This window comes from Pseudovibrio sp. FO-BEG1, from assembly GCF_000236645.1.
GTDB lineage: Bacteria > Pseudomonadota > Alphaproteobacteria > Rhizobiales > Stappiaceae > Pseudovibrio.
The window spans coordinates 2,925,274-2,944,405 of the sequence record NC_016642.1 but is presented as its reverse complement, the minus strand read 5'-3'; the positions used below and the strand labels follow the sequence as shown (position 1 = coordinate 2,944,405).

Annotated in this window: 18 protein-coding genes; 5 read left to right on the top strand and 13 right to left on the bottom strand. The window is 53.3% G+C overall.

Features of this window, described 5'->3' with window-relative positions:
* Positions 1 to 31 precede the first annotated feature (31 nt).
* Entirely contained in the window at positions 32 to 1,249 is a 1,218-nt protein-coding gene (gene rnd / locus PSE_RS13505) for a ribonuclease D (protein WP_008551784.1), read from the top strand.
* Between the two features lie 101 nt (positions 1,250 to 1,350).
* Here rnd and PSE_RS13500 read toward each other — a convergent pair whose 3' ends face one another.
* The 5 genes from PSE_RS13500 to PSE_RS13480 form a co-directional block, all read right to left on the bottom strand.
* A complete protein-coding gene (locus PSE_RS13500; RefSeq protein WP_014285364.1) occupies positions 1,351 to 2,874 on the bottom strand; it encodes a Ppx/GppA phosphatase family protein in 1,524 nt (507 codons plus the stop codon).
* A complete protein-coding gene (locus tag PSE_RS13495) occupies positions 2,852 to 5,065 on the bottom strand; it encodes an RNA degradosome polyphosphate kinase (RefSeq protein WP_208608752.1) in 2,214 nt (737 codons plus the stop codon). The genes PSE_RS13500 and PSE_RS13495 overlap by 23 nt, the downstream gene beginning before the upstream one ends.
* 159 nt (positions 5,066 to 5,224) lie before the next feature.
* On the bottom strand, positions 5,225 to 5,905 hold the full coding sequence (locus tag PSE_RS13490) for a DnaA ATPase domain-containing protein (RefSeq protein WP_008551821.1): 681 nt from the start codon (positions 5,903 to 5,905) through the stop codon (positions 5,225 to 5,227).
* The gene (locus tag PSE_RS13485) at positions 5,902 to 6,993 is read right to left on the bottom strand and encodes an AI-2E family transporter (protein WP_008551950.1); all 1,092 of its coding nucleotides are present in this window, start codon (positions 6,991 to 6,993) and stop codon (positions 5,902 to 5,904) included. Before PSE_RS13485 ends, PSE_RS13490 begins: the two co-directional genes overlap by 4 nt.
* 84 nt (positions 6,994 to 7,077) lie before the next feature.
* Positions 7,078 to 7,401, bottom strand: a complete 324-nt coding sequence (locus tag PSE_RS13480) for a hypothetical protein (RefSeq protein WP_041768476.1) — start codon at positions 7,399 to 7,401, stop codon at positions 7,078 to 7,080.
* Here PSE_RS13480 and purM point away from each other — a divergent pair.
* Together purM and purN are read left to right on the top strand one after the other, a co-directional pair.
* The gene (gene purM, locus PSE_RS13475) at positions 7,400 to 8,485 is read left to right on the top strand and encodes a phosphoribosylformylglycinamidine cyclo-ligase (protein WP_014285362.1); all 1,086 of its coding nucleotides are present in this window, start codon (positions 7,400 to 7,402) and stop codon (positions 8,483 to 8,485) included. The genes PSE_RS13480 and purM overlap by 2 nt on opposite strands.
* Positions 8,482 to 9,135: a phosphoribosylglycinamide formyltransferase gene (gene purN / locus PSE_RS13470; RefSeq protein ID WP_014285361.1), complete on the top strand. Its 654-nt coding sequence runs from the start codon at positions 8,482 to 8,484 to the stop codon at positions 9,133 to 9,135. The genes purM and purN overlap by 4 nt, the downstream gene beginning before the upstream one ends.
* 157 nt (positions 9,136 to 9,292) lie before the next feature.
* Here the strand turns inward: purN and PSE_RS13465 are convergent, their stop codons facing one another.
* Both PSE_RS13465 and PSE_RS13460 read right to left on the bottom strand, forming a co-directional pair.
* Positions 9,293 to 10,555: a hypothetical protein gene (locus PSE_RS13465; RefSeq protein WP_051125913.1), complete on the bottom strand. Its 1,263-nt coding sequence runs from the start codon at positions 10,553 to 10,555 to the stop codon at positions 9,293 to 9,295.
* Between the two features lie 227 nt (positions 10,556 to 10,782).
* Positions 10,783 to 12,876 (bottom strand): molybdopterin-dependent oxidoreductase, encoded by a 2,094-nt coding sequence (locus tag PSE_RS13460; protein WP_014285359.1) that lies wholly within the window; start codon positions 12,874 to 12,876, stop codon positions 10,783 to 10,785.
* Positions 12,877 to 13,100: 224 nt separating this feature from the next.
* On the opposite strand from PSE_RS13460, the gene PSE_RS13455 reads away from it, so the two are divergent.
* A complete protein-coding gene (locus tag PSE_RS13455) occupies positions 13,101 to 13,718 on the top strand; it encodes an HAD family hydrolase (RefSeq protein WP_014285358.1) in 618 nt (205 codons plus the stop codon).
* Positions 13,719 to 13,727: 9 nt separating this feature from the next.
* Here PSE_RS13455 and PSE_RS13450 read toward each other — a convergent pair whose 3' ends face one another.
* Positions 13,728 to 14,291: a TetR/AcrR family transcriptional regulator gene (locus PSE_RS13450; RefSeq protein ID WP_014285357.1), complete on the bottom strand. Its 564-nt coding sequence runs from the start codon at positions 14,289 to 14,291 to the stop codon at positions 13,728 to 13,730.
* 78 nt (positions 14,292 to 14,369) lie between these two features.
* Here PSE_RS13450 and PSE_RS13445 point away from each other — a divergent pair, with 78 nt between their 5' ends.
* Complete coding sequence (locus PSE_RS13445; RefSeq protein ID WP_014285356.1) at positions 14,370 to 14,768, top strand: nuclear transport factor 2 family protein; 399 nt, start codon at positions 14,370 to 14,372, stop codon at positions 14,766 to 14,768.
* Positions 14,769 to 14,821: 53 nt separating this feature from the next.
* Here the strand turns inward: PSE_RS13445 and PSE_RS13440 are convergent, their stop codons facing one another.
* From PSE_RS13440 to PSE_RS13420, 5 genes are all read right to left on the bottom strand, one after another.
* Positions 14,822 to 15,412: a TetR/AcrR family transcriptional regulator gene (locus PSE_RS13440; protein WP_014285355.1), complete on the bottom strand. Its 591-nt coding sequence runs from the start codon at positions 15,410 to 15,412 to the stop codon at positions 14,822 to 14,824.
* 209 nt (positions 15,413 to 15,621) lie between these two features.
* Positions 15,622 to 16,254: a TetR/AcrR family transcriptional regulator gene (locus tag PSE_RS13435; protein WP_014285353.1), complete on the bottom strand. Its 633-nt coding sequence runs from the start codon at positions 16,252 to 16,254 to the stop codon at positions 15,622 to 15,624.
* Between the two features lie 117 nt (positions 16,255 to 16,371).
* Positions 16,372 to 17,004 carry a TetR/AcrR family transcriptional regulator gene (locus tag PSE_RS13430; RefSeq protein WP_008551892.1) on the bottom strand — a complete coding sequence of 211 codons (633 nt, stop codon included), beginning with the start codon at positions 17,002 to 17,004 and terminating at the stop codon, positions 16,372 to 16,374.
* A 499-nt stretch (positions 17,005 to 17,503) separates the two neighbouring features.
* Complete coding sequence (locus PSE_RS13425; RefSeq protein ID WP_041769007.1) at positions 17,504 to 18,091, bottom strand: TetR/AcrR family transcriptional regulator; 588 nt, start codon at positions 18,089 to 18,091, stop codon at positions 17,504 to 17,506.
* A gap of 234 nt (positions 18,092 to 18,325) precedes the next feature.
* The gene (locus PSE_RS13420; protein WP_014285351.1) at positions 18,326 to 18,940 is read right to left on the bottom strand and encodes a TetR/AcrR family transcriptional regulator; all 615 of its coding nucleotides are present in this window, start codon (positions 18,938 to 18,940) and stop codon (positions 18,326 to 18,328) included.
* Positions 18,941 to 19,132: the final 192 nt, after the last annotated feature.

The following is a 19,132-nucleotide window of genomic DNA, read 5'->3' as shown; positions in this document are numbered from 1 at the left end:
CACCTTCGCTTGCGCTATAGACTTTGTCACCATGAAGATGATCACAACTACAGAAGAGCTTGCGCAAGCGTGTGCCAAGCTTGCTAATTCAGATTTCGTAACAGTTGATACCGAGTTTTTGCGGGAAACCACCTTCTGGCCAAAACTCTGCGTGATCCAAATCGCCAATCCAGATCACGCTGTGTTGGTTGATGCGCTGGCTGAAGATCTGGATCTTGAACCTTTTTTTGCATTGATGCGCAATACGGACATCGTGAAGGTGTTCCATGCAGCACGGCAAGATATTGAAATAATCTACCATCTGGGCGGTTTTGTGCCCTCACCTTTGTTCGACAGCCAGGTTGCCGCCATGGTTTGTGGCTTCGGAGATTCCGTTTCCTACGACCAACTGGTGTCCAAAGTGACTGGTGAGCGGATTGATAAATCCTCCCGATTTACCGACTGGTCCCGCCGTCCTTTGACCAACAAGCAGCTTGCTTATGCCTTGGCTGACGTGACCCACCTGCGCGAAGTCTACCTGTTCCTGAAAAAGCAGCTGGAACAGAAGGGCCGCAGCCATTGGGTAGAAGATGAGATGGCAACCCTGTCTTCCATCGACACCTATCGCAGTGACCCGGCAAAGGCATGGCAGCGCATGAAACTGCGTGTTCGCAAGCCGCGTGATCTTGCTGTGTTGAAAGAGCTGGCCTTCTGGCGTGAGCAGGAAGCGCAAAAGCGCGACATTCCACGCAACCGCGTCATCAAAGATGATGCGATTTTTGAAGTCTCCACTCAAAAGCCTCAGACATCTGAAGCCCTCGGCCATCTGCGCACCATTCCACGCGGTTTTGAGCGCTCTCGCCATGCGGAAGAGATCCTCAACGCTGTGAAGCGGGCTATGGCCATTGCTGAAGAGGATCTGCCTGAAGTTCCAAAGGGCCGCCCTTCTCCGGATGGGGCATCTGCAGCCGTTGATCTGCTCAAAGTGCTTTTGAAGATGAAGAGCGAGAGCTTTGGTGTTGCGCCAAAAGTGATTGCGACCGTGGATGATCTGGACAAGATTGCTTCCCATGATGAAGCAGATGTACAGGCTCTCTCCGGCTGGCGCAGAGAACTCTTTGGTGAAGACGCCCTTCGCCTGAAGAAGGGTGAGATTGGCCTTGCCTTTAATGGTCGTCAGGTTGTCATCTGCGAGCAAGGCGAGCCCGTTGAGCGCGTTGAAAACAGCTCTCGCCGTCGTGGTAGCCGTAACGGAAAAGCAAAATCCTGACCTGAGATTTTGAATCCAGTATTCAGTATAACCTACTGATAAATAAGAAAAGCCCCGGCAAGATTTGTCGGGGCTTTCTTGTTTGTATCAAACTTGATGGCTTAGAGCACTCTGACTTCAGCTTCCAGATCCATAACCCTTCCGAGTTGGTTCAGGCGTTTAGTCAGGCGGTCGCCCTGCATGTCTGCAAGTTCTGCCGGCAGTGCCAGTACGAGTTTGCCATTGACCAGAGACAGCTTGCTCTTAAGCAGTACGCCTTTCATGGAAGCGCTGATCAGAGCGGCAACACGCAAGGTCGCGCCAAGGATGCGCGCCAGCTTCATCAGGCGTGGGTTACTCAGGCTGCGGATTGCAGGAGACAGAGCATCATCCATCAGGCCTTCGTAGCGATAGAACACGGTGAGTGCCAGATAGGCCCTGCCCGCGTGATCGATGCCGACAAAGCCACCGTTGGAAATGATGTTCAGTGACTGCTGACCGCGATAGTCCGGGTGTGCCCGCCAGCCAATATCTGTGAGCTGACACGCTGATATGCGCAGGCGGCGTTCGCCCTCACTCTCATCAACACCAGCAACACGCATGGCTTGCTCACTCCACTCAACCACTTCGGCTGAATAGGATGGATCACGAGCCCGCAAAACCCCAAGCTCATGCGCTGCCGTGATCAAAGGATCCTGCTTCTTGCCTTCTTCATCAAGCTGATCATAAAGATAGCCTTCGCGCACGCCGAGGGCGGAGAAGACGACCTGATCGGCCTGACAGTGCAGCAGTGTTTGACGCATTACGGTTGCACCGTATGGCAGTAGCGCACGTCGAGCTTTGGAGATCACCTGAATGCTTGGCTCATTGCTCAGATCATCGCGCATGAGCTGCTCGCAGAAATCAACCATAACTTCCGCAGGTACGGTGTAGTCATGCATCACGTGCAGCGGATAGCCCTGTTGGTATAGGTGCAAACGTCCCAGAGAACGCCAAGTACCGCCAATTGCATAGAAGTTGCGGTCTTTGGCCTTGCCGAGCCAATCGGCTTTTTCCAGCTCTTCGCGGGCAATTTCATTAGCCAGTGCAAGGTCCTTTTCAGAGGACTCCTGCAAGCGAATGCCACCAAGCGGGAACGTGCGACCATCACCAATGCCATGGGCACTGATGTCGACCAGTTCCAGAGATCCACCGCCCAGATCGCCTACAAGACCGTCAGCACGCCAGAAACCGGAGTAAACGCCCATGGCAGAGTAGAATGCTTCGTCGCGGCCAGACAGGATCTGCACCTTAGCGCGGCAGATATTTTCTACTTTTGCAATGAAGTCAGCGCCGTTTTCGGCTTCACGAGCCGCTGCGGTTGCCAGAATGTGCAGTTTGATGACACCAACATGATCGCAGACACGACGGAACCGCACCAATGCACGCAGTGCAGTGGCTACATTTTCTTCTCCCAAGCGGCCTGTGGCGCCTACGCCGCGCCCCAGTCCTGCAAGGATTTTTTCATTGAACAACGCTGTCGGGTTACGCGCCAGTCTTTCATAAATTACAAGACGGACAGAGTTGGAACCAATATCAATGATTGCTATTGGTCCGGGTTCTGTAAATCGTCCTCGAGGCTCATCACTCGTCGAGATATCTGTCACTATTTGGCCGTTCTACAAAAAGTTTCGGGCTATCACCCTGTAGCGAGCTACCACGACCAGACAGAGATGGGTTCGTCATGAAGAACTTGTGTGCGTTGAACGGATCTTCGTCTGGTTCTGCAACAATGCGCTCATGACTACCGTCTGGAAGCAGACGCCAGCTTTGTTGATTATCTTCTAAGTTCGCAACCATGATCTGGTCGAGAATCTGCTTGTGAACTGTTGGCGTTTTAACAGGCACAAGTGTCTCAACCCGGCGATCCAGATTGCGCGGCATCATATCCGCTGAGGAGATATAGACATGGGCTTCATCTGAGGGCAACCCGTGACCATTGCCAAAGCAGAAGATACGGCTGTGCTCCAGAAATCTTCCCACAATTGATTTTGCGCGGATGTTGTCAGAAAGGCCCGGCACGCCTGCGCGCAGGCAGCAAATGCCACGTACGACCAGATCGATCTGCACCCCGGCCTGACTGGCCCGGTACAGAGCATCAATGACACCCGGATCCACCAGCGAGTTCATCTTCATCCAGATCTGGCCCGGACGGCCCGCTTTGGTGTGAGCGATCTCTTCTTCTGTATGCTGAATGATGCGGGCGCGCAGGCTCATTGGAGAGACGGCGAGACGCTCCAATTCGCCCGGCTCAGCATAACCGGTGATGTAGTTGAACACCTTGGCTGCATCACGGGCCATGGCTGGCTCAGCTGTGAAGTAAGACAGGTCGGTGTAAATGCGCGCGGTGATTGGGTGGTAGTTGCCGGTGCCGAAGTGGCAGTAGGTTTTCAATCCGCCCTGCTCGCGGCGCACGACCATGGAGACCTTTGCGTGGGTTTTCAGCTCCAGGAAGCCAAAGACCACCTGAACGCCAGCGCGTTCCAGATCTCGTGCCCAACGGATGTTGGCTTCTTCATCAAAGCGTGCCTTGAGCTCAACCAGCGCGGTCACAGACTTACCGGCTTCTGCCGCTTCTGCCAGTGCTTTCACGATTGGTGAGTTGTTTGATGTGCGGTACAGCGTTTGCTTAATCGCCACAACATCCGGATCCTGCGCCGCCTGACGGAGGAACTGGACGACAACGTCGAAGCTCTCGTAAGGGTGATGGATCAGAATGTCTTTTTGCTGGATCGCAGCAAAGCAATCACCACCATGCTCACGGATGCGTTCCGGATAGCGTGGGCTGTATGGTGGGAACTTGAGGTCGTCACGCTTGACGTTCACTGCCTGAGACAAGTCGTTCAGCGCCAGAAGACCGTTGGCAAGGAACGTTTCCTCTTCGGTCACTTCCAGCTCATTGGCGACGAAGGCCCGCAGGCTTTCTGGTGTGCTTTCTTCAATCTCCAGACGGATCACAGATCCGCGGCGGCGGCGCTTCAGTGCGGTTTCAAAAACGCGCACGAGATCTTCCGCTTCTTCCTCGATTTCCAAGTCTGAGTCACGCAGCACGCGGAACGCGCCTTTGCCGCAGACTTCATAGCCCGGGAAGAGTTTGCCGATGAACAGCGAGATGATGGTTTCAATCGGGATGAAACGGGTGGCTTTTGGCCCTGCATCACGCGGCGTTGGCAGAACAACGAAGCGGCCAATCTGGCTCGGCATGCGCAACAGTGCTGTCATGCCTGCCCCACCATCCACCGGGCGCAGATCCAGGATCAGCGAGAAGCCCAGATTTGGGATGAACGGGAACGGATGCGCCGGATCGATGGCCAGCGGCGTGAGAACCGGGAAGATGTGCTGGAGGAAGTACTCTTCCAGCCAATCGGTCTCTGCCTGACTCATGTTCTGGGCTTCCACGATGAAGATGCCTTCATCAGCCAACTCAGAACGCAACTGACGGAACCGTGCCTGCTGCTCACTTTGCAGCTTGCTGACCTCTACAGAGATCTTTTCCAGCTGTTCTGGCGGCGTCAGGCCGTCATCAGAGATGGTTGTCACATCTGCCCGTTGCTGGCCGCGCAGACCAGCCACACGCACCATGAAGAACTCATCAAGGTTGTTGGCCGAGATGGACAGGAACCGAAGCCGCTCCAGAAGTGGATGGCTCGGGTTCATGGATTCTTCCAGAACGCGGCGGTTGAACTGCAGCCACGAGAGCTCACGGTTTACAAAGCGCTCCGGCTTTTGCATCAGAGCCAGCCCTGTGTTCACCTCATAATCTGCGGTGTCGGTGGTCTCGTCTTCCAAAGCGTTCATTTCCGTAAACTCATTCATTCCGTGTACCTCCGCAGCCCGTGGACCGGGTTCGCCAGTATCGGCGCACCTCGCCTAAGATTATCTGGCGATTGCGCTGGCAATTGTATGATTCTGGTCATTTAGACCACACATTTTTGACGGGAAAATAAAGCCAATTGGCTACTCGCCCATACTCTCCAAGATTTTGGAGGCCATGACGCGAGAAATCTTCCGACCCGTCGCCAGTGCGTGCCTGTCCAGCATATCTACAACATTGCGCGCAGCATCCAGTGACCGTTCAATTCGTATCACGAGGTAATCTATCACACTGGAGTCAACAGTTACCTGACGATCTGAAAAATGTTTGGTCATGACCATTGCGAGCAGCATGTCATCCGGCTCTTCGACCTGTACAGGCGTTGCTGCGCGAAAACGGGATGCGAGATCCTTGGTTTTCAGATCAAATGTGTGTGGCCATTCACGGGTGGTCATCAGCATGTTACCACCAGTCAGACGCACCGCATTGAACAAGTGAAACAGAGAGGCTTCATCAAAGCCTGCGTGCAGATCTTCCACCGCAACCGGACCGGCTTCTGCCAGTGCTGTCAGGTCGAGGTATTCCAGTTCATCGCCGCCGACAATCTGTGCGCCGCTGAGCTCCTGCCAGGCGTTGACCAGATGTGTTTTACCCGAACCAATCGGCCCTTGCAGGGTTACGATTGGAGATGGCCATTCCGGCCAGTTGGTAACCAGATTGAATGCAGCCTGATTTGACGTTGAAACCAGATAATCATCAACCCCCAATGCCTCCTCATGGGGCAAGACCAAAGGCAATTGTTGTGGCCCTGTCGATCCTGTCATTCCAGTCCTTCCGTCTTATTGGTATTTTTGTAGTGACCTGCATAAAGCGAACTTGCAAGATATTGCCTGAGAGCAAATCTTGCTAGTACCCCAACCACTGCTGCGGCTGGAATTGCTATCAACATCCCCACAAATCCCATCAGAGAACCAAAAGCGAACAGTGCAAACATGAGCCAGACAGGGTGAAGACCGACACTTCCGCCCAAAAGTTTGGGCTGAAGGACGTTTCCTTCGAGGAACTGCCCCACCACAAAAACGGCAAGTACGGCACCGATCATGAATGGATCAGGCCAGAACTGGACCAGAGCAACGCCGATTGAGAGACCGAAACCGACGATCGCGCCCACATATGGAATGAAGCTGATGAGGCCGGCAGTGAGCCCGATCAGCAGACCGAACTTCAGGCCAACGATGAGCAGGCCGACGGCGTAGAACGTGCCGAGGATCAGGCACATGAGGACCTGTCCGCGCACGAAGCCAGCGACTACGGAATCCATATCCCGCGCAAGAGTGCGGATGGTCTGCTGGTAGTCGCGCGGGAGCCAGCTGTCGATGCGCTCGATCATGTTGTCCCAGTCGAGCAGCAGGTAGAAAGCAACTACAGGTGTGACGACTGCCAGACCGATGATGGAGATGAGGGCTTGGCCGCCGCTCCAGATGGAAGAGAGCAAGCCGCCGACGAAGTTGGCTGCCTGACCAACGAAAGCGCCCCAGTCGATCTTCTGGCCCTGGCCTGACAGGTTGGCGAGGCGGTCCAGCTGCGGGCCGAGGCCTTCGCGGAGTAAGGTTTCGAGGTTCGCGGCCAGTTCTGGCAGGTAGTCCAGAAATGCGATCAGCTGCTTACCGAGTATTGGCAAGAGGATCAGCAGGGCTGCGACGAAGACGATGAGGAAGATGAGCAGGATGGTGACCGTGGCCCAGATACGCCCGAAGCCGTGGGTTTCCAGATAATCAGCGATCGGATCAAGCAGATAGGCCAGTGCCATGCCGGCGACAAACGGCAGCAGGATGCCCTGAAATACTGTCAGAAACAGAATGAAGGCCGCTAAAGACAGCAACCAGAAGAACAACTGCTTGTTTACACTCATAAACGATCTCCAGGTGGAGGCAGGGAGCCCGGCGGCCAGCCGGATCTTCGGCGGTGCGGTTGCTCGCAAACTCATCTTTAAAATTTACGTTGGTTGTAGTTTCGATAGACTTATTACGTCAAGTCGCAGCATCAGGTTTGCCAGAGTAGCTACTCCACCATTTTGCCAGCGTGATTTATAGGGAACCTTCATAGGGGTGAAAATCTTTCCCTCAAATGAAGAGATTTTCAAAGCGTCATTTATTTGCAAAAGCTTAGCTGGTTCTGCACAGATCTGCGTTTTTCTGAGATACCAGCTGCGATTCCTCCCTGTTTCGGCCTTGCAATTCCCTGCAGTTTTGTTTTTATGCCGCCAAATTACATAGGCGGCCCCGCCGCCACACTCTTGATGATGCGGAGCAGTATCCATGAGCCAGGACCAGAACGGCAAAAACGGCCTTACCTATTCACAAGCGGGGGTCGATATCGACGCCGGGAACGCACTGGTCAAGCGTATCAGCCCATTGGTAAAAGCAACGCGTCGTCCGGGTGCTGACAGTGATATTGGCGGCTTCGGCGGCCTGTTTGATCTGAAAGGCGCCGGATTTAAAGACCCTGTTCTTGTGGCGGCCAATGATGGCGTGGGCACCAAGCTGAAAATTGCGATCGACACCAATGTTCATAGTGGCGTGGGGATTGATCTGGTTGCCATGTGCGTGAACGACCTTGTCGTGCAAGGCGCTGAGCCGCTGTTCTTCCTTGATTACTTTGCCACTGGCGCGCTGGACGTGGACATGGCGACCGATGTTGTTGCTGGGATTGCTGAGGGCTGCAAGATCTCTGGCGCAGCGCTGATCGGCGGTGAGACGGCTGAAATGCCGGGCATGTATGCGGCTGGTGATTATGATCTGGCCGGTTTTGCAGTTGGTGCGGCTGAACGCGGTACACTGCTGCCATCCAAGGATATTGGCGAAGGTGACGTTCTGCTTGGCCTCGCCTCCTCCGGTGTTCACTCCAACGGCTTCTCTCTGGTTCGCAAGATCGTTGAGGTTTCTGGCCTGACATGGGCTGACAAAGCTCCGTTTGACGCAGACAAAACCCTTGGCGAAGCGCTGATGGAGCCGACCCGTATTTATGTAAAGCCGCTGCTGGCAGCCATTAAAGAAACCAATGGCGTCAAAGCGCTGGCGCATATCACCGGTGGTGGTCTTCCTGAGAACCTGCCGCGCGTTCTGCCAAAAGGACTGGCTGCACGGATCGATCTTTCTGCGATTTCCTCCCCTGCTGTCTTCGGCTGGCTGGCTGATGCTGGTGGTATTGAGCAGTTTGAGATGCTGCGCACGTTCAATTGCGGTGTTGGCATGGTGGTTGCGGTTGCAGCTGACAAAGCGGATGCTGTTCGCGAAGTGCTTGAGCGTGAAGGTGAAACTGTTGTGACCCTCGGAACGCTGGAAGCAGCGCAGGACGGGGCTGAGCAGGTTGTGTTTGACGGCGCGCTGGGTTTTGCCAAATGAGCACGCAGCCTAAGAAACGCGTTGGTGTTTTGATTTCAGGGCGCGGTTCCAACATGCTGTCTCTTATTGAGGCCGCAAAAGCCCCTGATTATCCGGCGGAAATCGTCGTGGTTGGCTCCAACCGACCTGACGCAAAAGGTCTGGAACGCGCTGCTGACGAGGGCTTTGCGACGTTCGCGCTGGATCACAAGCTTTATGGCAAAGACCGTGAGGCGTTTGAGCGTGATTTGCACGCCATGCTTGAACAACACAATGTAGAGCTGCTTGTTCTGGCTGGCTTTTTGCGTTTGCTGACGCCTTGGTTCGTGAACCAGTGGCAAGGCCGGATGATCAACATCCACCCTGCTCTGCTGCCGAGCTTCCCGGGTTTGCATACCCATGAGCGGGCGCTCACCGAGGGCGTTCGCATTCATGGGGCGACGGTGCACTTTGTTACCGCTGAGATGGATGTGGGCCCGATAATCGCGCAAGGCGCTGTCCCCGTTCTGGACGGGGATAACCCGGAGGTCTTAGCGGCGCGTGTGCTGGCGGTTGAGCATCAGATCTATCCGAAAGCTCTGGAGGCTGTTGCAAGCGGCAAAGCGTCCGTAGACGGCTTTCGCGTGAAGATTAATGGCGCAGAGCAAACGGAAGAAAGCCTTATTTGCTAATAGGATAAGGTTCTTTTAAAGAGATAAACAAAAGGCCGAAGACGCATCTGTCTCCGGCCTTTTTTCGTTTGCGTTGCTATGTGCGTTCGTTTGCGCGATTTGCGTTTTTTCTGCGTTCAAAGCGAAGTTGGTACCAAGCTACCGCCTGTCAAAAGCGTCAGATCAGAACTTCGCCTTCTTGCAGAACCAAATCTTCGAGTTTCACCATTTTGGACTGGCTCGTCGCGCTGCGCTCGGTCTGAACTTCCGGCTGCTCGATCCCATCTTCGTCAGGCGCAATCTGCATATCAGCATAGTTCACAGTTGGCTCCGCTGGTGGCGTCACCTGCTGGGCTGACTGTGGGACTGGCCTGTTGAACTGGGCGAAGTATGACTCGAATGTTTTGAACTCTCCTGTCGTCTGCAATTGAGCCATATAGCCATCGATGTAGACTTCCTTCCCTTCCATGAATTTATTTAGTTCATCCAGGCTTTGGAAGTTGGTTCCGAAGTTGCGGTTTGTGATCTCCACAGTACGCCGTGCGGAGTAGCTCTCTGTGTTCTCACCCAAGCTCTGTGCTTCCACGTTCTGTAAGGCGGTGCCAGTGTGCACCTCGTCGTATATTGGCGCCACAGTGGCCTTTGGCTCCAGATGATCGTATGGGTTTTGCGGCCTTGGAGTATCGTAGTGATGCGGTTGTGGGCGCGGGGTATTATACAGAGGCTGCGCTGGTATACGCGGGGTATCGTATAGAGGCTGTGCTGGCAGACGTGGAGTGTCGTAAAGAGGGGTTTGCTGCACGCCGGAGCCCGAGACCTCAGCGGTTCGGGTGCTGCTTGCATAACCCAAAATGCGTCCCTGCGCGCTGGACACTGCAGAGTCCAGAGCTTTCAGGCTGCGGATATCAACCTTGGCAACGTCAGCGAGTTTGCGATGAGATCCATCCTGCTCATTATACTCAACACCTTCAAAAACGCTGGCCTGAATACCGGCCATCATTGCTTTCAGGTCAACGACAGGTTCAGCCTTGGTGGACGCCTGCTTTATTGTCTGAGCGATCGTCTGCTCTGCCAGCTCCATGAAAGGCGCCCAGTTGTCTTTCGCCTGTTCCGGAGAGCTTTGGGTTCGTCCTAAAAAATGACCGATACTTCTCGACGCATCTGACAGGGACTGTTTCACGTTGGCAAACTGACCGTGTGACAAAGCGCTTGCAGCAGATTTGAGATTATCTCCAAGCCCGCGCTTCTGCTGAGGCAGATCAACTTGAACAGAGTAGATCCGTTCTCCTGTCTTCGGATCCCCTTCACGGCGGCCAAAAGAAACGATCAGATCATCCGTATCTACATTTAACTGGGTCGCATGCTCGACACGCGCTCGGTTCACAAGATTTTCGACAGCACCGTGAAAGTTATTTGAACCACTAATACTTAATCCACTCATCCTAACACCCTTCACTACATCAGACTAACGCTGAGTCATAAAACTCAACCAGAACCCCTTAAGTAAAAATACCTTAGGTCACCTGACGAAGTTCGGAGTGTCGCTTAATACTATGAGGGCTCTTTTTCGTTCACATATGCGTTCAATATTTGTGAACTGAGGAAAACATCACTCACGCACATAACGGGAGCGGGATCACCGCTCCCAATATGTCAAGGATATCTGCCTTACGCTTTGCGCACAGCCACGTGGATGTCGTGGAAGGCGGCGCCGCCGAAGGGGGCGGTTTGGTCGGCGCTGGTGAGCGTATTGATGCCATTTCCACCTTCGTGCGCTGCATTGGGCCAGATGCCTTCTGCGACGATGGTTCCCTTTTGCGGGCGATAACCGACTGAGGCATGCAGGATGACTTCGCCGCGGTGATTGGAGAGCACGATCTTGTCGCCCTCTTCCACGCCCAGCGTGGCAGCGTCGTCAGCATGCAGCATGGCCGTTGGGCGGCCTTCCTTCTTCACGGAGCTCGGTGTCTCGTTGAACGTGGAGTTCAGGAAAGACCGAGACGGTGATGTGGCGAGGCGGTATGGATAGTCCTTGGTCGGCAGCTCATTGACATCCCAATGGTCAGGCAGGACTGGCATTTGTTGCCATGGGCCCATAGGGCCGTTGTTTGGCGCAGGTACTTTCGCCCAGTCCGGCTTGAAGCGGAAACTGCCGTCCTCATAACCAAACCCATTGATGTAGTGCGCCTCATCGAAGTCCGGCTGACAATCAAGCCAGCGCTTTTCTTCCAACTCTTTCAAGCCGCCCGAATACTTGGAGTTCCTGAGCATCCAGTCGATGTGCTCGCGCGAGGTCATCTTATGAGCTTCGTGCTCTTCTCCGCCAAGGCGTTCGATGAGTTCGTTCAGCACATAAAGGTTCGGCTTGGCTTCGCCGGGGGCGTCAACCAGTTTTGGACCAAACAGGATGTTCTGGTGTCCGCCACCTTTGTAAATGTCGTCGTGCTCCAGAAACTGGGTTGCTGGCAAGACGATATCGGCCATCAGGGCGGTTTCGGTCATGAATTGCTCATGGACCACGGTGAACAGGTCTTCGCGGGCAAAGCCTTCTTTCACGAGGGCCTGCTCCGGAGCCACGGATACCGGATTGGTGTTCTGGATCAGCATGGCGGTGACCGGAGGGCCGTCCATAAGCGCTTCTTTATCGCCAGTCAGAACGCGACCGACCTGAGACATGTCGAGCTTGCGGATGGAACTGTCGTGCAGCGAGCGAGCTTCGACCATATCCATGTTGAGACCGAAGATGGCACCGTTGTTATGGAAAGCGCCGCCGCCTTCGTATTGGTAATGTCCGCCCACGACCGCAATACAGCTGGCCGCATGCATAGAGACCACGCCGTTGCGCTGACGGGTGAAGCCATAGCCGAGGCGGAAGAAGGTCTTTTTGGTCTCACCAATCAGTTTTGCGAGTTCTTCGATTTGCTCGACGGAAAGGCCTGTGATCTCGCTGGCCCATTCAGGACTGCGGGTCTTCAGGTGTTCTTCCAGCTCAGCCGGTGCGTCGGCGTATTTTTCCATGTAGGCGCGGTCGGCATAGCCGTCACGGAACAGGACATGCATGACAGCGCAGGCGAGTGCAGCGTCGGAGCCCGGTTTCAGAACGAGGCCGATATCGGCCTGTTTCATGGTCTCGGTCTTATAGACGTCGATGACAACGATCTTGGCCTTGCGGGTTTTGCGCGCCTTGATGGCATGGGTCATGACGTTGACCTGTGTTGCCACCGGGTTGGTGCCCCAGATCACCACAGCGTCGGCAAGCGCCATTTCGCGCGGGTCCGGCCCAGCGAGCTTGCCGGTGCCTGCGATGTAACCTGTCCACGCCATATTGGTGCAGAAGGTCTGGTACATGCCGGAGTAGCTTTTGGCGTTGCGTAGGCGGTTGATGCTGTCGCGCTGGACAAGGCCCATGGTGCCGGCGAAGAAGTAAGGCCAGACGGTTTGCGGGCCGTGTTTCTTTTCAGCCTCTAAGAACTTCTCGGTAACTTCCTGTAGCGCCTCTTCCCAGCTGATCTCTTCGAACTGGCCGGAGCCTTTCGGGCCTGTGCGGCGCAGTGGCTTGGTCAGACGGTCAGGGTGGTGCAAGCGCTCAGCGTATCTGGCGACTTTGGCGCAGATGACGCCAGCGGTGTAATCGTTATCGCGGGTACCATGAATACGGCCAATGCGCCCGTCTGCATGTACTTCAACCTCGACTGCACATGTGGATGGGCAATCGTGAGGACATGCGGAGGCAAACCTTTGTGGCTTTTCGGGCTTAGACATGCTTGGCGTACTCGATAACTCTGGCGTTCTAGACTTGTTCTCTTTGCACAGACAGATCACGGGTAACGCTCAAATTGTCAAGAAAGCACGGGCAAAAAATTCTTGAATTGACGATTTCTTGAGGTTCCCCGTGGGTTTTGCTGCGTCCCCCTGAGTGCTTCGGCTTGCAAGAGGTGCCTGTTCTGGGGTTTCATGAGGTACGGTTTGAAGCATGAGGGCCATCCATGTTGCAGGATATCGACGTCATCGCCTGGGATTTTGACGGGGTGCTCAACCGCAATGTGGTCAATGATCGCTTTATCTGGATGCAGCAGTTCGAAGAGGACATGGGTATCTCTTGGAACACCTTTGCCAAGGAGATGTTTACCGAGGACTTTGATGAGGTTCTCGTGGGGCGTCTGGACCTGCGCGATTTGCTGGGCCGTTGGGCAGAGAAAGCGGCGTACACGGGCGATCTGGATGCGTTTCTGCTTTACTGGTTCGAAAAAGACGCCCATCCGGACTTCGATCTGCTGGCCTTAATGCGTAAGCTCTCCAAAACCCATGTGCGGCAAGTGATTGCCACCAACAATGGTGCGCGGCGGACCCGCTATATTGAAGAGCAGATGGGCTACAGGGACCGCGTGGAGACCGTGTTCTCCTCCGGGCGTATGGGTGTGGCCAAGCCCAGCGCAGAGTTTTTCATGCATATTATGGGGGAGCTGGATGTTCCGGCGCACCGGATGCTGCTGATTGATGATCGGGAAGAGAACATCATGTCCGCGCTGGATATGGGGTGGCGGGCGCTGCACTTTACGCCAAACACCCGAGAGCAGATCATCAAGGTGCTGGGTTCATTCTAGTCCCTGCCCTTACTTCTTCACCGCTTCCCACGCCATGTTGACGAGGAACTCTCTGTCCTTATCGGAAACAACGCGCTCTGTGCTGAGCAGTGTATAGGCTGGCCCGACAATCAGCGCGGAGGCAACGGACCAAGAGATTGGCTTAACGGCCCCCAGCACCTGCCATGTGGCGTAGAGGGCCTCTCCCTGCATGTGGACCTTCTCCATCTGCTGTCTGATAGCGGCGAAGTCTTCTTCTGACTGGGCTTTGACCTTCAGTTCCTCAAACAGGCGGAACAGATCCGGATTGGCGCTTCCCCAGCGCAGCAGGCCGTTGACCGAGGCTTTGATGGTGTCCTCAGCGCTTGGGCTTTGCGGGGTATTGCGCGTCTCTCTGGTCCAGCCAGCCACCGCCTGATCCCACAGGGCGACAGCTATGTCCGGCTTACCTTTGAAGAAGTGGTAGATGCTGCCTGTCGTGGCCCCGCTTTTACTGCGGATTTGCGCAATAGACGTGTTTGCGTAGCCCTGCCTGAGAAACAGCTCCAAGGCTGCATCCAGAATGGATTGATATCGATTGTTTTCGCTGGCCACTAGAACACCATTCTATTTTGACTAGAACATCGTTCTATTACCTGCTAGAACGATGTTCTAATATAGGAGATCTGCGATATGTCTGCAAACGAGAACCTGATTAGCGCGAAGAGATATTTAAAGGTACTGGAAGAATTTGACTTTGATGCTCTGAAAGGTTTCTACACGGAAGATGCGGAGCAGACCGAACTGCCCAATCAGCTAAAGCCTAAGGGTGATCACCGGACTTTGGAGCAACTGGTCGCCGACTTTACCCGCTCCAAAGACATCTTACGCAAGCAAAGCTACCGGGTTTCCAATGAACTGGCCTCAGATGACCGCGTTATGCTGGAGTTTATCTGGGAGGGAGAGCTTGGTATCTCCATCGGGACACTGTCACCGGGTGATACAATGCGCTCTCATTCTACGGTTTGCATGGACTTTAAGGATGGCCTGATCCATCGCCAACGCAACTATGATTGCTTTGAGGCCTTTTAGAGTTTGGCGTATTCTTATCCGAAAACCGGAACCACTTTTCGGGAATACGCTGTTTAGTAGTTGCTGCCCTTCTTGAGGTGATTGGCGAGCACTTCCATGCTGAAGTTGGCCATCTTATAGAGGTCATCATGGGACATGCCATGCTGCACCATGATGGAGATACCTTCAAAGATGGTGGCGAAATACTGGGCGAGAGCCCTCGCTTCACCAGGGTTGATCAGCTCTTTCTCGCACTCAGAGAACTTGTAGATGAAGTGCTCCAGACCTTCGAGCTTCATCTTGCGCAGCTCTTCGGAAAGGTCTGGATCGAGCCCAGCGATATCCATGAGGGTATGGAAGCGCATGGCCGTGCCAGCGACGTATTGCTCACGAGAGAGCTCGATGAACTCGTAGAGCACAGCCTCCACCGCCGGGTAGATCTCAGAATGGAGTGCCAGAACGGATCTGAGCTGGCGGTAGAACTTGGCGAAGTACCAGCGCAGGGCCGCGGCGCAAAACTGCTCCTTGGTGGCGAAGTGGCCTTCGATGAAGTCTCGTGACGTCCCGCTTGCGATGGCGAGATCTTCCAGCGTAGCGTGCTGGAAGCCCTGCAACATGAAGACCTTTACGCAGGAATCCAGTGCAGTTTCGAGTTCAGGTGACAATTCACCATCGTGTATGGGATCTAAAGAGGACATGAGGTCAGTATACGTTTTGGGTGAAGGCCAGCAATCTCGATCTCCCACTATGGGAAACGAGTGAAGAAGACCGGGTTCGCGTCTTGGTGGATTTAGTTCATCTTCTGGAAACCAGTGCTTACCCTGTCAGTAATGCTGGTATGGCCTAAGGAAGGACAGATAATCCCTGTTGCCATTCAAGTTCTGTCGAAGAACCTTTTTTGCTCTGGAGGCGGTGCAGTTTTCATCCGAGATTCAAGCACTTCCAAGCTTACACGAGCGAGTTGGTACATGACTTCGTCTGGGGTGTTAAACTTCACCATCTCGTAGAACCCCTCAATCACTGTACGAACATAGTACGCAAGGATTTCGACATCCTCCGGATTTTTGAGCTCTGATTGGCACTGTCTGAACTTGTTGAGCATCTGGCCCTGCCAGTCGGCTTCCAGGGCCTCGAATTCTTTTTTCACCTCATCATCGACATAGGAAATATCGACGAACGTTCTGAGAAAAAGGCCCTTGTTTGCATGTATCTGATCACTGCAGATTTCAATAAACGCAAAGAGAACGGCCTCCATGGCAGCATACAAATCAGAATGCATGGCCATTTCATCACGGACATGGCGACTGAATTTGAGGTAGTACCAGCGTAGAGCTGCGAATGTTAAATCATGCTTGGTTGCATAGTAGCCTTTGAGGGCCTCTGGAGAAATAGAGCACGCCTCGGCAATGTCTTCCATGGTCGACGTTTCATAGCCTTTCAGCAGAAAAACCCGAACACAGGTATCAAAGATGTTCTCGACTTCCGGCGATAGTTTTTCGGCATCCATATTTCGACGCGCTCTCACACTAAGTACACTGTACTTTCTTTAAATCCCAAGGCCTCCCAACCATACTCAAGGTCATTCTCATTATCCGTTTCAGACCAGCCATACTGGCCTGCAGACTTACTTAGCCTTCTTTTTGGAGCCCTTCTTTTTCTTGGGCTGACCGTGTTTCATGCGCACTTCCAGCGTATCCAGGCTCATGATCGCAACCTTGTACATGAGCTCACATGGCGTGCCGTATTTAATCAACTCATACAGACCTTCGATGACCGTCAGAAAGTAATGGGCGAGCGCCTCAACTTCAGACGGGTCTTTGAGTTCGTCCTTACATTGATTGAACTTATCAAGAACCTGCACTTCCCAATCATCCTGCAGATCCTCAAAGGACTTCTTCACCACATCATCGACATAGGCAATATCAATAAAGGTGCGCACAAAGAGGCCTTTGTTGGCGTGGACCTGATCGCAGCTGATTTCGATAAAGGCGAACAGGACGGCCTCCATGGCGGAGTAGATGTCCTGATGCATGGCCATTTCGGCGCGCATTTGACGGCTGTACTTGATGTAGTACCAGCGCATAGCCGCTGCGGTCAGCTCTTCTTTGGTGGAGAAATGTTCTTTGATGCATTCAGGCGTGCAGCCGCCGGCCTCGGCAATTTCTTCCAAGGTGCTTGTTTCGTACCCCTTAAGCAGAAAGACCTTCACACATTGATCGAACAGGTTTTCAATTTCGGGGGTTACCTTACCGTCCACTATCTTATCGCACGATTTCATGGCGCCGAGTATATGGTGTCAGAGGTGCTCCTCAACGCCGTTCTAATCACATGGAAAACAACATTGCAAAGACATCGCGCTTACTGCACCAATCCTTTTCATGTTCTGTAAAGGAATAAAACCTTCCGCTAAGCGACAACTGTTGACGTTCCATGTAAGGCAAGGTTTCAACAAGCACCCACCTTCCGTTTTCATCATTTAAAACAATGGATTATGTGAATGGGTGTGGTCTTTCTCAGCCCAGCGAAAGGGCTTGGCTAGCCTATTAAACTTTGTGCTTAGTCTTGTTTCGTGGCTTTGCAGGAGGCGTTGACAAACAGTCGTTTGACCTCGGCCATGAGGTTTTCAGGCAACGCAGGTTCACGCATACTCGTAGCGGGGCGTAGAGGCTCTACCAAGCGTCCTCCAGCCCGCAAACAGTGATATGTTCTTATTTTGTTCTCAGTAGCACCTATAGGGTGAGCACAGGCATGCTGTTTTAGTTTATGCGGTAGCAGTCCAGCACCTTCATGCTCATGTCGACGACGCGGTAGAGCTGTTCTTTGGTGGCGCCGTCCTTACACTGGCTGGCAAGGCCTTGCAGGGTGGCGGCGTAGAAACGGGCGAGCGTTTCGATATCGGTGTCTGGTTTCAGGCTGTCTTTGCAGTTGGTGAGCTTATGGGTGATCGCATCCACCATGGTGTTTCGCAGCTCTGTAATTTCTCGCGCCAGGATGCTGTCCTGAGTGGAGATTTCCAAAAGACCCGTCGACAGCAAACATCCATCGGAGTCGGTTTTATCGCAGAGCACGTCCACACATTCGTAGAGCGCAACGCGAATGGCATCGACACAGTTGGAGTGCATAGCAAAGCCAGATAGCAGACGGCGACCGTAATTGTGCAGGTACCATCTGGTGGCTGCCGTGTAGAGTTCTTCCTTGTTGGAAAAGGCCCCTTCTACAAATTCTTTGGGAACGCCCATGGCGTCTACGACATCATCAAAGGAAGTGGACTCGTAGCCGCGCTTCCAAAACATTCTGACCGAGGCCTCAAGCATGGCCTCTATGTCCGGAGATATTGTTTCCACGTGCAAGTCATCCTTCATAGGCATAACTACATATTACCCTGCATAAGACAAAGAACAACCGATTATTAATGCTAGGAAATTTACGCTTAAGGCGCTCTGCAAGAATTCCGGATAAATTGAAAAAATTACGATCTGACGGTTGCTGGGGATGTGGGTGGCTTTGGGTCGATTTTAAGGTGGGCTGTTCCTGAGGCACGTTCAGTCCACCTTTTACATTTTCGGATTGTGAGAGTTTCAGTGAATGACAGGTTGGTTCTCCAGTCTTTCCAGGCTGGCATCTGCAAGATTGTAAAGGGCTGTATGGTCAACGCCATCACAGGCCTGCTTGATGATGATGGACATAACTTCCGTATAGAAACTTGCCAGTTCTTCTGGATTAAAACGGGAAGAAAAGCGCCTTTTGCAACTCTCCAGCTTTTGGAAAATACGTGTGTGAACCTGATCCCGAAGATGTGCCATCTCTTTGGCAATCACACCGTCGGTATCCGTGATCTCCATCAGTTCTACGGAAAGGAGGCTCCCATGTGGGCAGTCATCTTCGCAGAACAACTCAATGCATTCATACAGGACTATGCGAATGGCTTCGATAGGATTGGAATGCATGGCAAAGCCAGAAAGGATCTGGTGCTCATATCTGGTCAGGTACCATTTGACCACATTTGAGAACAGATTGGCGGTGTCATGAAAGGTCTTAGACAAACGCTCTGTTGGCACGCCTGTCGCCGTGCTGATTTGCTCCAGCGACGTGGCTGTCACCCCAAAATTGGAGAACTCATGAATTGAGGCTTCAAAGGTTTTCGTGAGGCTAATCGGTACCGGTCGATCAGGATCAACTGTCTCGGTTTGCATTGTAAATCTCCCGTTCTTTATTGAACGAGTATTCAATGATAGGCCCTTTTACGTAGGCGGCAACTTACCCTCAAGCGAACGAAACGCATGCTTAACAAAGGACTGCAGGATCTTTTGATTTTGAGGAAAACTGATGTAACCAAGTGTTGTCATGTTATATTATTACGCTTGATTTTATCGATTCTTTATTCT

Bases quoted from the DNA above. Each gene is read 5' to 3' on its own strand.
- rnd (WP_008551784.1), top strand. From the start codon at position 32: ATGAAGATGATCACAACTACAGAAGAGCTTGCGCAAGCGTGTGCCAAG.
- PSE_RS13495 (WP_208608752.1), bottom strand. From the start codon at position 5,065: ATGAACGCTTTGGAAGACGAGACCACCGACACCGCAGATTATGAGGTG.
- PSE_RS13490 (WP_008551821.1), bottom strand. From the start codon at position 5,905: ATGACAGGATCGACAGGGCCACAACAATTGCCTTTGGTCTTGCCCCAT.
- PSE_RS13485 (WP_008551950.1), bottom strand. From the start codon at position 6,993: ATGAGTGTAAACAAGCAGTTGTTCTTCTGGTTGCTGTCTTTAGCGGCC.
- purM (WP_014285362.1), top strand. From the start codon at position 7,400: ATGAGCCAGGACCAGAACGGCAAAAACGGCCTTACCTATTCACAAGCG.
- PSE_RS13480 (WP_041768476.1), bottom strand. From the start codon at position 7,401: ATGGATACTGCTCCGCATCATCAAGAGTGTGGCGGCGGGGCCGCCTAT.
- purN (WP_014285361.1), top strand. From the start codon at position 8,482: ATGAGCACGCAGCCTAAGAAACGCGTTGGTGTTTTGATTTCAGGGCGC.
- PSE_RS13465 (WP_051125913.1), bottom strand. From the start codon at position 10,555: ATGAGTGGATTAAGTATTAGTGGTTCAAATAACTTTCACGGTGCTGTC.
- PSE_RS13460 (WP_014285359.1), bottom strand. From the start codon at position 12,876: ATGTCTAAGCCCGAAAAGCCACAAAGGTTTGCCTCCGCATGTCCTCAC.
- PSE_RS13455 (WP_014285358.1), top strand. From the start codon at position 13,101: ATGTTGCAGGATATCGACGTCATCGCCTGGGATTTTGACGGGGTGCTC.
- PSE_RS13445 (WP_014285356.1), top strand. From the start codon at position 14,370: ATGTCTGCAAACGAGAACCTGATTAGCGCGAAGAGATATTTAAAGGTA.
- PSE_RS13435 (WP_014285353.1), bottom strand. From the start codon at position 16,254: ATGGATGCCGAAAAACTATCGCCGGAAGTCGAGAACATCTTTGATACC.
- PSE_RS13420 (WP_014285351.1), bottom strand. From the start codon at position 18,940: ATGCAAACCGAGACAGTTGATCCTGATCGACCGGTACCGATTAGCCTC.